General features: G+C 63.4%; 12 protein-coding genes and 1 riboswitch. Of the genes, 3 read left to right on the top strand and 9 right to left on the bottom strand.

Annotated features, from left to right (window positions below; genetic code table 11):
• Window positions 1-139 precede the first annotated feature (139 nt).
• Complete coding sequence (locus NKH80_RS12310; RefSeq protein WP_352479749.1) at window positions 140-1,261, top strand: DUF2336 domain-containing protein; 1,122 nt, start codon at window positions 140-142, stop codon at window positions 1,259-1,261.
• Window positions 1,262-1,429: 168 nt separating this feature from the next.
• Here the strand turns inward: NKH80_RS12310 and parE are convergent, their stop codons facing one another.
• Window positions 1,430-3,481 carry a DNA topoisomerase IV subunit B gene (parE, locus tag NKH80_RS12305; RefSeq protein WP_352991760.1) on the bottom strand — a complete coding sequence of 684 codons (2,052 nt, stop codon included), beginning with the start codon at window positions 3,479-3,481 and terminating at the stop codon, window positions 1,430-1,432.
• A gap of 274 nt (window positions 3,482-3,755) precedes the next feature.
• On the opposite strand from parE, the gene NKH80_RS12300 reads away from it, so the two are divergent.
• Entirely contained in the window at window positions 3,756-4,925 is a 1,170-nt protein-coding gene (locus NKH80_RS12300) for a GGDEF domain-containing protein (RefSeq protein WP_352991758.1), read from the top strand.
• 71 nt (window positions 4,926-4,996) lie between these two features.
• Here NKH80_RS12300 and gcvP read toward each other — a convergent pair whose 3' ends face one another.
• The 4 genes from gcvP to NKH80_RS12280 form a co-directional block, all read right to left on the bottom strand.
• Entirely contained in the window at window positions 4,997-7,807 is a 2,811-nt protein-coding gene (gene gcvP, locus NKH80_RS12295; RefSeq protein ID WP_352991756.1) for an aminomethyl-transferring glycine dehydrogenase, read from the bottom strand.
• A 16-nt stretch (window positions 7,808-7,823) separates the two neighbouring features.
• Window positions 7,824-8,192, bottom strand: coding sequence for a glycine cleavage system protein GcvH (gcvH, locus tag NKH80_RS12290; RefSeq protein WP_352991754.1), 369 nt, complete (start codon window positions 8,190-8,192; stop codon window positions 7,824-7,826).
• A 5-nt stretch (window positions 8,193-8,197) separates the two neighbouring features.
• Window positions 8,198-9,316 carry a glycine cleavage system aminomethyltransferase GcvT gene (gcvT, locus tag NKH80_RS12285; RefSeq protein WP_352991752.1) on the bottom strand — a complete coding sequence of 373 codons (1,119 nt, stop codon included), beginning with the start codon at window positions 9,314-9,316 and terminating at the stop codon, window positions 8,198-8,200.
• 148 nt (window positions 9,317-9,464) lie between these two features.
• Window positions 9,465-9,551, bottom strand: a riboswitch (glycine riboswitch).
• A gap of 116 nt (window positions 9,552-9,667) precedes the next feature.
• Window positions 9,668-10,495: a transporter substrate-binding domain-containing protein gene (locus tag NKH80_RS12280; RefSeq protein WP_352737118.1), complete on the bottom strand. Its 828-nt coding sequence runs from the start codon at window positions 10,493-10,495 to the stop codon at window positions 9,668-9,670.
• 86 nt (window positions 10,496-10,581) lie between these two features.
• Here NKH80_RS12280 and NKH80_RS12275 point away from each other — a divergent pair, with 86 nt between their 5' ends.
• Window positions 10,582-11,184, top strand: coding sequence for a DUF3011 domain-containing protein (locus NKH80_RS12275; protein ID WP_352689969.1), 603 nt, complete (start codon window positions 10,582-10,584; stop codon window positions 11,182-11,184).
• Between the two features lie 127 nt (window positions 11,185-11,311).
• Here the strand turns inward: NKH80_RS12275 and NKH80_RS12270 are convergent, their stop codons facing one another.
• The 4 genes from NKH80_RS12270 to NKH80_RS12255 all read right to left on the bottom strand — a co-directional run bounded on the left by NKH80_RS12270 (window position 11,312) and on the right by NKH80_RS12255 (window position 14,254).
• Window positions 11,312-12,121 carry a molybdopterin-binding protein gene (locus NKH80_RS12270; RefSeq protein WP_352737117.1) on the bottom strand — a complete coding sequence of 270 codons (810 nt, stop codon included), beginning with the start codon at window positions 12,119-12,121 and terminating at the stop codon, window positions 11,312-11,314.
• Window position 12,122: 1 nt separating this feature from the next.
• Window positions 12,123-13,001, bottom strand: a complete 879-nt coding sequence (locus NKH80_RS12265; protein WP_352737116.1) for a cytochrome b/b6 domain-containing protein — start codon at window positions 12,999-13,001, stop codon at window positions 12,123-12,125.
• A gap of 102 nt (window positions 13,002-13,103) precedes the next feature.
• A complete protein-coding gene (locus NKH80_RS12260) occupies window positions 13,104-13,781 on the bottom strand; it encodes a DUF1345 domain-containing protein (RefSeq protein WP_352737115.1) in 678 nt (225 codons plus the stop codon).
• Window positions 13,782-13,786: 5 nt separating this feature from the next.
• Window positions 13,787-14,254, bottom strand: a complete 468-nt coding sequence (locus NKH80_RS12255) for a YaiI/YqxD family protein (RefSeq protein ID WP_254818384.1) — start codon at window positions 14,252-14,254, stop codon at window positions 13,787-13,789.
• Between the last annotated feature and the right edge of the window lie 117 nt (window positions 14,255-14,371).

Genomic DNA, 14,371 nt, shown 5'->3' with positions numbered 1-14,371 from the left:
TGCTGCCTAAGGGTTGATAGGCGTTGCATACCGGGCTCGCAAGCCAGTTAACGAACATGGTGAACCGTTCGTAAACCATTTGTGCCTACGGTCGCGACAGGGGCCAGAAGCGTTCTGGCAAAGGGCGTAAGCAGGCGACATGGTCGTTTCGCATTTCCTGAAATGGATCCACACGGCGAAGGTGTCGGAGCGCGTTGCAGCGGCAAGCGCACTTGCTCGCGCCTATGTCGATTCGGACCTGCCTTTCGAGGACCGCTGCGCTGCTGAGGCGGCGCTGACATTGCTGCTCGATGACGCATCCTCGAAGGTGCGACTGGCGATCGCCGACGCGCTTTCCATGAGCCATCATGCGCCGCCGCAGATCGTCAGCGCGCTGGCCTCGGACCAGCCGGAAGTCGCAGCCCTGGTGCTGGCGCGGTCGCCACTGCTTACTGATGCCGACCTGATCGATCGGGTTGCCGGCGGCCAGAAAGCGACGCAGAAGGTGATCGCCGACCGGCCGCGGGTGTCGATGTCGGTTGCGGCGGCGATCGCCGAGATCGGCGAGCCGGAGGCCTGCACCACGTTGCTCGCCAACAGCGGCGCCGACATCGCATCGATCAGCTTTCGGCGCATGGCCGAGCGGCACGGCCATCTGCCTCTGGTGCGCGAGGCGCTGATTGCCGACGCGCGCCTGCCCGCCGATTGTCGGCATTTGCTGCTGGTCAAAGTGGGCGAGACGCTCAAGGGCTCGCCGCTGGTGCTGGGGCTGATGGGCGCCGCAAGAGCCGAGCGCGTCACGCGCGATGCCTGCGTCAAGGCTTCCGTGACATTGATCGAAGGCACGCGTGCCGAGGAACATACAGCGCTTGTCGAACATCTGCGTCTGCGCGGTGACCTGACCGCAAGCTTCGTCATCCGCACCATCGCGCACGGCAAGGTCGACTTCTTTGGTTCGGCCCTGGTCGCGCTCAGCCAGCAATCCGAACAACGGGTGAGAGCACTGCTGGCCGGCGGCCATGACGTGGCGCTGCAGGCACTGTTCCGCAGTGCCGGGCTTGCCGCCGCCACCCACGCCATCATCCTGCGCGCGCTGAAGGTCTGGCGCGAGGTCGCCAATGGCAAACGCCTCGCCGGCGTGCAGGAAGTCAGCTGGCTGATGCTGAAGGAATTGGGCGGGCAGTCCGCCGCGGGCGATCTCGCCGGGCTGATCAAGTCGATCCATCTCGACGCGTTGCGCGAGAACGCGCGCGGGCACGCGCTGGCGATCGCGGCTGCCTAAAGCAATTCCAGGAAAACTGTGAAGCGGTTTTCCGTCCGGAATTGCTTTAGAACAAAGGAAAGAGCGGTTCGGCGTTTCCGTGAACGCTGAACCGTTCCAGGCCTCGTCCTTCGCGAAAATATCCGGGTAGCAACAACCGCCGTCTGTGGCTCACCTGGCAGAAGACGCTCAGATATCCAGCACTTCCGTCTCGGCGAATTCCGCGCGTTCCTGGATGAAGCGGAAACGGGCCTCGGGCTTGGTGCCCATCAGTGCGTCGACAGCATCCTTGGTCGCCGCCTCGGCGTCGATCACATCGACCCTGAGCAGCGTGCGCTTTCTCGGGTCCATGGTGGTTTCCTTGAGCTGGGCGGCCATCATTTCGCCCAGCCCCTTGAAGCGGCCGATCTCGACCTTGCCGCGCCCGGTGAATTCGGTGCGCAGGAGTTCGTCCTTATGCGCGTCGTTGCGGGCATAGCCGACCTTGCCGCCTTGGCGGATCGAATAAAGCGGCGGGACCGCCAGGTAGAGATGGCCGCCGCGGACCAGGTTTGGCATCTCCTGGTAGAAAAAGGTGATCAGCAGCGAGGCGATATGGGCGCCGTCGACATCGGCATCGGTCATGATGATGACCCGGTCGTAACGCAGGTCCTCGTCGCGGTATTTCGAGCGCGTGCCGCAGCCCAAGGCCTGGATCAGGTCGGATATCTGCTGGTTGCCGGCAAGCTTGTCGCTGCCGGCACTGGCGACGTTGAGGATCTTGCCGCGCAGCGGCAGCACCGCCTGGCTGGCGCGGTCGCGCGCCTGCTTTGCCGAACCGCCGGCCGAATCGCCCTCGACGATAAAGAGCTCGGCGCCGGCGGCGGCATTCTGTGTGCAGTCGGCGAGCTTGCCGGGCAGGCGCAGCTTGCGCACCGCACTCTTGCGCGACACTTCCTTTTCCTGGCGGCGGCGCACCCGTTCGTCGGCGCGCGCGATCACCCATTCGAGCAGTTTCGAGGCCTCCTGCGGATTGTCGGCCAGCCAGTGGTCGAACGGGTCGCGGATGGCGCTTTCGACGATGCGGATCGCCTCGATCGTCGCCAGCCTGTCCTTGGTCTGGCCGACGAATTCCGGTTCGCGGATGAACACCGACAGCATGCCCGCCGCCGAGATCATCACATCCTCGGAAGTGACGATCGAGGCGCGCTTGTTGCCGACCAGATCGGCGTAGGCGCGCAAGCCGCGCGTCAGCACGTTGCGGAACCCAGCCTCATGCGTGCCGCCCTCCGCGGTCGGGATGGTATTGCAATAGGAATTGATAAAACCGTCGCCGCCGAACCAGGTCACGGCCCATTCGAGCGAACCGTGACCGCCCTGCTTCTCGCTCTTGCCGGCGAACATTTCACGGGTGACCTGGAATTCGTCGCCGAGCGAGGCTTTCAGATAATCCTTGAGCCCGCCCGGAAAATGGAATTCGGCCTTGGCCGGCGTCGTGTCCTTTTCCCTGATCAGCGAGGGATCGCAGGTCCAGCGGATTTCGACACCGCCGAACAGATAAGCCTTTGACAGCGCCATGCGGTAGAGCCGCGCCGGCTCGAACGCCGCGCCCTTGCCGAAAATCTGCTCGTCTGGATGGAAGCGAATCTTCGTGCCGCGCCGGTTGTGCACGTCGCCGAGCTGCTCAAGGCCGGTCACCGGAACGCCTCGTGAGAAGCGCTGGCGATAGAGCTTGCGCCCAATCGCGACCTCGACCTCGAGATGGTCGGACAGCGCGTTGACGACGGAAACTCCGACACCGTGCAGGCCGCCGGACGTCTCGTAGACCTTGCTGTCGAACTTGCCGCCTGAATGCAGCGTCGTCATGATGAGTTCAAGCGCCGGCTTCTTGAATTTCGGGTGGGGATCGACCGGAATGCCGCGGCCGTTGTCGGTGACTGACAGATATCCGTCGGCGGAAAGCTCGACATCGATGAAGGTCGCATGGCCGGCGACCGCCTCGTCCATCGAGTTGTCGATGACCTCGGCGAACAGATGGTGCATCGCCTTGTCGTCGGTGCCGCCAATGTACATGCCCGGGCGGCGGCGCACCGGCTCCAGCCCCTCCAGCACCTCGATGTCGGCGGCACTGTAACTCTCGCTGGCGTCGCGGGGCGCCGGCCGCTTCGCCGCCTGCACCAGCGGATCGGCCGGGCGCGTGGCGGCGCGAGCCGGCTGCGGCTGCTTGTCCAATTTGGCGAAAAGATCGTTGTTGTCGTCCATGCCGGTCCTGGATTCCGATGCTGCGAATCACCACCCGATACTGCCACGCTTTTCGCGGGCAGGCGACGGAGGTTCCTGTTACGTTCGAGGATAGAGCCTCTTACTGCAAAACCATTCGACAGCCAAGCGGCGGAAATGGGGTCGAAGCTTGGAGCATCGACGCTTTGTAAACCTTGTCCGAAGGTTACGCCGGAAGACTGGCTGAAAAAACGGTATTTGCGGACTGTCGCTGACCTAGAATGCAGCGGAACGCTCACGAGGCTGTCGCTTACGCATGTTGGATTACAGTTCGCTCCTGCTCGCGGCGGCGCTGTCGGGCACGTGCCTTAGCATCACCATGTTTGCGATCTGGTTCACCGCGCCACAGGCACGCTTTGTGCTGACGGTGGCGTGCGGCATTCTCGTGCTCGTCGCACATGTGGTGCTGTTCTGGCATTACACCAGGGATCCAAGCGCCTGGCTCTGCCAGATCGTGCTTGCGCTTCTCAGCCTCGGTTTCCTGATTATCTGCCTGTCGGCCATGCAATATCTCGGCATAGGCGATTACAGGCGCGCCATCTTGCCGACCTTGGTTGCGACGGCTGTTTGCGCGGGCGCGACGTATCTCGGGTTTGATGGTGTCGGCTTCATCGTCACCTACGCGACGGTAACGGCGCTGCTCTCGCTCATCGGGGTGATGTTCTGGATTGAGGGTGGTCACGATCGACGGATATTGCTGGTCGTCTCGTTCCTGAGCGGCGTCTGTGCGCTGTCGTTCGGACTTTGCGGCGCGGTCCTGCTGGTCAAGGGGCAATGGGTGCTGGGTGTTGCGCCCGACAATTGGGCCGAGCGGGTGAATTCCGTCGTGGCTGTCGCCTGCATGACCGGGCTCGGCGCATTGACGCTCTCCCTGCACCATTTGCAGGCGCAGATCGAATTGAAGGCCGAGACGATGACCGATCCATTGACCGGGCTGATGAACCGGCGGGCGTTGACGGCACTCTACGGCGAGCGGGTCTTCGGTCCGTTCATGTCCGTCGCCATGTTCGACCTCGACCATTTCAAGAGAACGAACGACGTTTTCGGTCATCCGGTCGGCGACCAGGTTCTGCGCCGCTTTGCCGCCGTCATCAGGAAATACGCCAGGGCCGGCGTCGACGCGTTCCGGTTGGGCGGCGAGGAGTTCGTGCTCGTAATGTCGCGGATGACGGAGGAGAAGGCCTATGACATTGCGAGCAAGATCAGCGTCGCCTTCGGCACGGAAGTCGTGGCCACACAACTTGGTCCGTTGCGAAGCACAGTCAGCGGCGGCATCGGCTTTGGTGGAACAAACGGCACCGGTCTCGACGATGTGCTGGCCGAAGCCGACGCGGCACTCTATGCGGCAAAGCGCGCCGGGCGAAATCGCGTCGTCGTCCGGGACCGGGCGAGCAAGGCCGACGGGCCGGCCTTGCGTTCTGCCTGATTGGGGTTTCTATCTTCTTGTTAGACCCATGATCTTGTCGGAAACCGGATTCCACTTTTCGGAATCATGATCTATTCCGCCGCACCCAGATATTCCGACAGCGGCGGGCAGGAGCAGACCAGGTTGCGGTCGCCGGCGACATTGTCGATGCGTGACACCGGCGGCCAGTATTTTGCCGCCGTATCGGCATCGCCGGCGGGGTAGGCCGCCTCCAGACGCGAATAGGGATGTGTCCACTGGCCGGCCAATGCCTCGGCGGCCGTGTGCGGAGCGTTGACCAGAGGATTGTCGGCCAACGGCCATTCGCCCTTCGCCACCTTGGCCGCCTCGCCGGCTATGGCGATCATGGCCTCGCAGAAACGATCCAGCTCGCGCTTGGGCTCGGATTCGGTCGGCTCCACCATCAGCGTGCCAGCGACCGGGAACGACATGGTCGGCGCGTGGAAGCCATAGTCGATCAGCCGCTTGGCGATATCGTCGACGCTGATGCCGGCGCTGTCCTTGAGCACGCGGGTGTCGAGGATGCATTCATGCGCGACGCGTCCGTTGCGCCCCTTGTAAAGCAGGGGGAAATGCTCGCCAAGCCGCGTCGCCACATAGTTGGCGGAGATGATCGCCGTCTCGGTCGCCTGCTTCAGGCCGGAAGCGCCCATCATGCGAATATACATCCAGGTGATCGGCAGGATCGAGGCGCTGCCGAACGGTGCCGCCGCCACGGCATGGACCGAGCCTTCGGTGACGTGGCCGGGCAGATGCGGCTTCAGATGCGCCTTGACGCCGATCGGACCGACGCCGGGGCCGCCGCCGCCATGCGGGATGCAGAAGGTCTTGTGCAGGTTCATGTGGCAGACATCGGCGCCGATATCGCCGGGACGGGCGAGGCCGACCAGCGCGTTGAGGTTGGCGCCGTCGAAATAGACCTGGCCGCCATGGCTGTGGACGAGGGCGCAGAGGTCGCGCGCGCCTTCCTCGAAGACGCCATGCGTCGAGGGATAGGTGAACATCAGCGCCGCGAGATTATGCGCATGCTCGGCCGCCTTGGCCTGCAGGTCGTCCATGTCGATATTGCCGTCCTCGGTGCAGCGCACGACAACGACGCTCATACCGGCCATGGCCGCACTTGCCGGATTGGTGCCATGCGCCGAGGAGGGGATCAGGCAGACGGTGCGATGGCCTTCGCCACGTGACCGATGATAGCGGCGAATGGCGAGCAGCCCGGCATATTCGCCCTGGCTGCCGGCATTGGGCTGCAGGGTCACCGCGTCGAAGCCGGTGATCTCCGCCAGCCAGCCTTCCAGCTCGTCGATCATGGCGCGATAGCCTATCGAATGGTTTGCCGGCGCGAAGGGATGCAGGTTGGCGACATCAGGCCAGCTCACCGGCATCATTTCGGCGGCGGCGTTGAGCTTCATGGTGCAGGAGCCGAGCGGGATCATGGCGCGGTCAAGCGCCAGGTCCTTGTCGGCCAGCCGGCGCAGGAAGCGCATCATGTCGGTTTCCGAGTGGTTCTCGCGGAAGACGGGCTGGGTGAGGAACTCCTTGCCGCGCGGTTTTCCTGGCATGGAACTGTCGGCGGCAACGCCGGCCTTGGCGCCGAAAAGTGCTGCGATCGCCTCCAGATCGGCTTCGGTGGAGGTCTCGTCGAAGCTGATGCCGACATGGTCGGCGTCGATGACGCGCAGCAGGCGGCCCGTCTTTTCTGCGGCGGCGGCAATCGCGCCGGCTCTGCCCTTCACTTCCACAGCCACCGTGTCGAACCGGCTTTCGCCGACCACCGAAACGCCCGCTGCCTTGAGGCCGGCAGCCAGGCGGTTGGCCAGCGTGTGGACGCGGCCGGCAATCGCCTGCAGCCCGGCAGGGCCATGCCAGATCGCGTAGGCCGTCGCCATGTTGGCGAGCAGCGCCTGTGCGGTGCAGATGTTGGAAGTCGCCTTGTCGCGGCGGATATGTTGCTCGCGTGTCTGCAAAGCCAGGCGATAACCTGGACGGCCCTTGCTATCCGTCGACTGGCCAACGAGCCGGCCGGGCATCAGCCGCGTCAGCCTGTCGGAGACGGCGCAATAGGCGGCGTGCGGCCCGCCAAAGCCCATCGGCACGCCAAAACGCTGCATCGGGCCGACGGCGATGTCGGCGCCAAGCCTGGCCGGCGCATCGGTCAGCGTCAAGCCAAGCGGGTCGGCGATGAAGACGACCAGCGCGCCGGCGGCACGGGCCTTGTCGATCGCTGCCTTGTGATTGCCGTAGACGCCGAATGTATCGGGCCAGGAGACCAGCAGGGCGGCGGTGTTGTCGTCGATCACCTCGCCGTCCACCTCGATGCCGAGGGGCTCGGCGCGGGTGCGCACGACGTCCAGCGTCTGCGGGTGCGGCGTGCCGGCCAGTGCCACCTTGGTGCGCTTGTCGCGATGATGGCGCAGCGCAATGCCGACCGCCTCCGCCACCGCCGTCGCCTCGTCGAGCAGCGAGGCCGATGCCACCGGCAGGCCGGTCAATTCTGTCACCAGCGTCTGGAAGTTGAACAGCATTTCCAGCCGGCCCTGGCTGATCTCGGCCTGGTAAGGCGTGTAGGCGGTATACCAGGCCGGGTTCTCGAAAAGGTTGCGCTGGATTACCGGCGGCACATGGACGCCATGATAACCGGTGCCGATGAAGCTCTTCAGCACCGTGTTCCTTGCCATCGTCGCGGCGAGCTCGGCCAGCGCCTCCGCTTCGCTTGCGGGGGCGGGCAGGGCCAACGGCCGGTCAAGCCGGATCGACTTCGGCACTGCCTGACTGATCAGGGTCTCGACCGAAGGAACGCCGATCGTCGCCAGCATGGCTCTGACGTCTTGGAGGCCCGGGCCGATATGGCGAGCCGAGAAGGGGTAGGGTGCTGCGGTCATCTTCCTGGTCCTGCTATCAACCAATATGGGCTTTGTAAGCGGCTTCATCGAGGAGCCCGTCGAGCTGGCTCTCATTGGCCAGCTTCATTTTCCACAACCAGCCGTCGCCGGTTGCCGCCGAATTGACGAGCGAAGGATCCGATGACAGCGAGGTGTTGGCCTCGGTGATCTCGCCGTCGACCGGTGCGTAGACGTCCGAAGCCGCCTTGACCGATTCGACCACCACGGCCGTATCGCCCTTGGCCAGCTTTTTCCCTGGCTCCGGCAGTTCAACAAAGACGAGATCGCCGAGCTGCTCCTGCGCGTAATCGGTGATGCCGACGGTGGCGATGCCGCCCTCGACGCGCAGCCATTCGTGATCTTCGGTGAAATAGGTCTTTGCCATTGAAATCATCCTTTGCGGTAGCGATGGGGCGTGAAGGGCAAGGGGTGGATGTCGACCGGGATTTTCGTCCCGCGGACATCGGCGAACAGTTTTGCGCCGGATTTGGCAAGCGGTGTCTGGACGTAGCCCATGGCGACCGGATGACCGGCCGAGGGGCCGAAGCCGCCGGAGGTGACGTGGCCGGCAGAGTTGCCGTCGGCATCGAAAAGGGCAGCACCGGCGCGCACCGGCTGGCGGCCTTCCGGCTTCAGGCCGACGCGTTTTTGCGCCGGGCCGCGCTCCACGATGGCGCGCAGCGCATCGGCGCCGATGAAGGCGCCAGAGGCGCGAACCTCCTTGGGGGTCGCCCACATCAGCCCGGCGCTGGCCGGATCGATCTCCGGCGTGATGTCCAGCCCGTGCAGGCACAGTCCGGCTTCAAGCCGCAGGCTGTCGCGGGCGGCAAGGCCGACCCACATCACCCGCTCGTCCTCGAGCAGCCTGGCGACGAGGTTTCTTGCATCCGCTTCCGGCAGGCCGATCTCGAAGCCGTCTTCGCCGGTATAGCCGGACCGGCTCATGAACCATTTTTCGCGCGGTTCGATGCCGTGCATGAACACCAGCGAACCGGTCTCGATGCCGGCGCGGGAAAGGGCAGCCCACGCTTCGGGGCCCTGGATGGCAAGGAAAACGCGGTCGAGTGCGTCCACCTTCACGCCGAAATCGCCCTCTGCTTCGAAATTTTTGGCCAATGCGCGCAGATGCTTTTCGTCGGCGGCGGCATTGCCGGCATTGGCGACCATCATGAAGCGCTCGGCGCCAAGCCTGGTGACGATCAGATCGTCCAGAATGCCGGCGGCCTCGTTAAGGAAGAACGTATATTTGGACAGGGAAACCTCAAGCGCGCCGGCATCGAACGGGCAGGCGCGGTTCAGAAGCGCTGCTGCCCCCGGACCGCTGATTTCGAACAGCTTCATGTGCGAGATGTCGAACAGGCCGGCATGCTCGCGGCTGTGCAGATGCTCTTTCATCACACCGGCCGGATAGGTCAGCGGCATCGACCAGCCGGCGAAGGCGCCAAAGCGCGCACCGCCTGCCACATGCAGATCTTCGAGGGGAAGGTGTTTGGTGTCGTCGCCCGTCATGTCATCTCCAGAGTCGCACGCAAGCGGCCGCGAATGGCGACCAGTCCGTGCCCCTCTGTCTGAAGCCTGAGAGACTCGCGCCCCGTAACTCTGTCGGCAGCGCTTACACCTTCGGCGCGGGGGCAAGCCCCGACTTTCCAGAGTGTCTTTCCCGTCTACGGTTCTTTTGCCTGAGAGATTTCGGGCGATTTCCCCTTCGGCGGCAGCTCTCGCTGCTCTCTCCCGCAAACAGGTAGGACTCGGTCAGGAGCCCTCGACTCGTCATCCATAGCCCGTGGACGACACCTTGTCACCTGCCAGCGACATTTTTACTGGCAAGTCTTCGCTGCCTCGTTCAAACAGGTCGCGACCCTATTGTTTTGCGGGCTCGGGCTTGGCTGTCTCGAAGCGCGACATCCATTTGAAGCTGCCGAACCAGTAGCGGCGAACGCCGCCTATGGTGCCGTCGGCGGTGCGCGCGCCGATCCAGTTGTTGACGTATTGGATGAGGCGGACATCGTCCGGCCGCATGGCAAACGCTTCCGGCGTCCGCAACAGCGGGCCGCCCACCAGCTTGAGCTTGGCGTCATAAAGCCTGGCGGCCATTTGCGGCGTCGGCGATGTCGCCACCATCGCCTGTGCTTGCCCGCTGATGACGGCGGCGAAAACATCGGCCGCATTGTCGAATGACACGATGGCCGCTTTCGGGAATGCTTCCCTCGCGGCGGCTTCGTCCGTCGAGTTGGAGAGCACGGCGATCTTGTAGCCCGGCGCCGCCAGTGCCTTGCCCGGCCTTTTCCCAAGACTGGCGATCGTCGCCACCATTCGGATATCGGCGGTACCGGTCTGGTCGGAGAACACCACCTCGCGTGCGCGTTCCGGCGTGCTGGCGTAGCCCGCCGCGATCATGTCGAAATCACCCTTGAGCAATCGCGTCTTGAGGTCGTTCCATGGCACCTCGACCAGCTTCAGGTCGACGCCGAGATCGGACGCCAGCGCACTGGTCAGGTCGACATCATAGCCGGCGAACTTCCCGTCGGCCTTCTTGAGGATCCATGGCGGGTTGAGCGCGACGCCGACTGTCAGTGTCTTCTGATCGATGATGCGCTTGAGGCTGTCGTCCGCCCGGGCTGGCAGCAGCGACAAAGCCAACCATGCAGAAAGGGCAAGTATAATAGTGGCGATAATCTTAGCGCGCATTAATATAACCTCACTGAGCCCGTCCGGTTGTCAGACTTACACAGAGGTGCCATTCTGTCGATAGCGGACCCTGATGGAGAGTTGCAATGTCGGCACGGATGGCGGTTACCGGTTCGATGATGTTCCTGGGTTGCATCCTGGGCAACCCGGCGAAGCTTTCGTTGCTGCCGGCGGCAGCGCAGGCTGCGGGGGCAAAACGCGTGGTCTGCTCCAGCGCCGATTACCGTTATTCCTATTGCGGGGTCGATACGCGACGTGGCGTGCAGTTGACCTCCCGTCTATCGAAGGCACGTTGCGTATACGGTAGAAGCTGGGGCTATGACGGCGGCGGCATCTGGGTCGACAATGGTTGCTCGGCCGAATTCGCAGTCGCCGGCCCCGACCGTAACCCCTCTGCTGGCGACCTCGCCGCAGCCATTATCGTCGGCGGCGTGGTAGGCGCCATTCTCGACAACAGCAATTCGCATCGCCATCATTCCGATAATTACTATCCGAAGCCGCGCCCGCGCCGTTACGACCAATCGATCGATCCGACGCCGCAATTCGACAATCAGGGCAATCCCAACTTCGATACCCACGGCAACTACCAAGGACCGCACGGGCTTGGGAAGCTCGTCACCCCGGACGATAATCCCGACCTGAATCCGGCCCTGCGGAGCGACGGCGACGACGGCGACGACGACAGTTAATGCATGTCGCGCAAAAGTGCGCAGCGGTTTTGCGACAACGACATGCATGAAAAGAAGAGCCTACAGCGCGTCGCATGAGGCCGATCGAACGCGGCGCGCTTTAGGTGAAACTGAGATCAGGTTTCAGTCAGATGCCGCCGTACCAGTCGTAGCCATTGTCCTCCCAATAGCCGCCTCTGCCGCCGCCGATATTGGCGAAGCCGTCGACCAGCTCGATCTTGTAGAGGTATTTCGGCATCTTGTAGCCGAGCTGGCGCTCGACGCGGACGCGCAGCGGCGCGCCGTTCTCGACCGGCAACGGCTTGCCGTTGAGGCCATAGGCAAGGATCGTCTGCGGATGACGGGCATCGATCAGGTCAATCGAGCCGTAATATTTGATATCGCCGGCAAGGCTGCGGTCGATCGTATCGAGGCAGTGGAACATGACATAGCGCGCCTGCGGCTTGACCACGGCCTGGTCGAGCACCAGCGACAGCGGCGTGCCGGTCCATTTGGCAATGCAACTCCAGCCTTCGACGCAGTCGTGGCGGGTGATCTGGGTGCGGCTCGGCATGTTCATCAGCTGCTCGCGGGTCAGCGACAGCGGCTTTTCGACAAGGCCGGAAACCTCCAGCCGCCAGTCGGCGAAATCGCTGGCGAGCAGGCCCTTGTAGAAATCGTCGTCGGGTGCGGTGACGCCGTTCGGCCGCTGCGGCTGGCGAATGTCGGCCTCGGTGAATTCCCGCGCCAGCGCATCAGCGCCGGCAAGCAGTCGCTGCGCCCGCCAGGTCAGGCCATTGGCGCTTTCGAGGAAGCTGCGCAGGCTGTCGCCGACGCCAAGCTGGCTGTCGAAGGCGTCGCAGCCCGACAGCATGATGCCGGAAAGGCCGAGGCTGGCCGAGGTCAGGAACTTTCTTCGGCTTATCTGTAGCTTGGGGCTGATCTCGAATTTCGACATGTCAGGGACTCCTCTCTGGCGCATTGTCGGCATGCGCCGGCGGGTCGGTTCGATACCAGCCGGTGATGATTGAGCGCAGCTCGTTGATCGGACCGGCGGCCAGGATCATCAGGATGTGGATAATGAAGAAGGCGACGAGCAGCAGCATCACCGTGAAATGAATGGTGCGCGCCGTCTGTCGGCCGCCGAGCAAATCGTTCAGGAACGGCAGGACCGAATCCATGCTCGGCGACATGGCAAGGCCGGTGATGATCATCAGCGGCAGCAGCACGAACAGCACGCCGCCATAAGCCATCTTCTGCAAGGTGTTGTATTCGCGCCTGTGGTGAAACCTGAACCTGGCGTGGTCGACAATGTCTTGCGGCAGCCGCCTGATGTCATCGAGGCGCGGGGCAAGATCGCGGCGCAAATGGCCGTTGATGAGGCTGGCGACCAGCCAGACCAGCAGCGTGGTGGTCAGCACCCAGGCAAAGAAGAAATGAACGACGCGCGCGGTGCCGAGATCGTAGTAGGAAGGAATCGTAGCCCAGGACGGGAAGGCCCGGGAAGTCTCCTGGCCGGCCGGACCCGACCAGCCGAGCACACCAGTGGTATCGAAGCGCTTGCCGAAGATTTCGGTGTAGCCGCGCGGGCCAGCCGCGGTATTCTCGGCGCCGATGGCGAAGATGGTGTTGTTGTAGCCAAAGCCCGACTCCTTGCCGATGTAGAGCTGCGGGCGGGCGTTGAAGATCTGCAGGCCGGAAAGCAGCATGAAGAACAGCGCGATCGCCCATAGCCAATGCGTCAGCCGCGTCCAGCGCGACTGGCGATAGATCAGCGTCACATCGCTCGGCGCGGCGGTATCTGCTCCGGCGGCTTGGTTTCTGGCAAGCGATTCCATCTGTTGTTTCCTCCGGCCGCGCGTTCGCCACAGCCTCGTCAGATCTCTTCTCTCCCAAATACGTCCCCAGCCTAAGCGATGTTTCACCCGATCACGGATTTATTACAGACTGCCGAGGCTGACGGCGAGGTTGACCGCGGCTGCCACAATGACAGTGTTGAAGAAGAACGACAGGATCGAATGCACAAGCACGACACGGCGCATTTGCGAGGTCGTGACGTTGGTGTCGGCGGTTTGCGCCGTCATGCCGATCACTGTCGAAAAATAGAGGAAATCCGAGCCCTCCGGCCGCTTGCCGCCCGGGAAGTCGAGGCCGCCGACTGGAATCCTCTTTTTGGTGTCGCCATCCATCGCATCGCCGTCCAACCAATAGAGATGCGCGTAGTGAAGTGCCGCCATGGCATGGATGGTCAACCAGCCAAGCGGGATGGACAGCAGCGCCACCGTAAGCTCGACGGCGTCCGCGCTCTTCTCCCTGTTGATCAATTGAAACAACGAAATGATGGCAATGGCGACCACAACCAGAGTGACCGCGAAGATCGCCAATACCGGCAGGTCAGTGTCGCCTGCATTCTTGCGCAGATAGCTGCCGGTAAGCCGCGGCATGTGGGCGATGACAAGAACCAGATAGGCGGCAAAGAACACATTGGCGCCGATCGAATAGGCAAGCGGCGCACGCCAGATCAGCGCTGCGCCAAAGGCTGCCACGCCGATGCAGGCCGACACCGCGAACAGCGTGTGGCGTCGCATGGGCATCTTGGTCGTGGTACCGGTCGCCATGGTTTTCAGTCCGCTGGCGCGGATTTCAGCGCTCGCCGTAGGATGCGGTCAAGCTCGCCTAGGAACCGCGAGCGATCCTGCGGCGCGAAGCTCGAATTGTAGCCCTTGCTCTCGCCGGTTTCGCGCAGGTGCTGCTTGAGATCGCGCATTGCCACCGCCATGCCGATCGTTTCGGGCGTAAACGGGCGTCCGGTCGGACCAAGTACGTGGGCGCCAAGCGCCACCGCGCGCGCGGCAAGCGGGATATCGGCGGTCACCACAATGTCGTTGGACCGGGCATTTTCGACGATCCAGTCGTCGGCGGCGTCCGCGCCCTTGGAGACGACGACATTGCGGATCATCGGATCGCGCGACGGACGCAAGCCGCCATTGGAGACGAAGGTGACGACGATGCCGTGCCGCTCGGCGACTTTTTCGACCTCGGCCTTCACCGGGCAAGCGTCGGCGTCGACGAGAATAGCAGGTGCGGGCATCGTGATTCCAAATGTGAAAGAGCCGGGCGGCTTCGCCCGGCTCGATCGATGATAGTCGAGCGGCTACTAGGCCGGCAATGCGCCGGATCTCTTGGCCGTCCAGGTGGCGATATAGTC

Source organism: Mesorhizobium sp. M0904, assembly GCF_040319475.1.
Taxonomy (GTDB): domain Bacteria; phylum Pseudomonadota; class Alphaproteobacteria; order Rhizobiales; family Rhizobiaceae; genus Mesorhizobium.
This window is presented reverse-complemented; position numbering and strand designations above follow the sequence as displayed.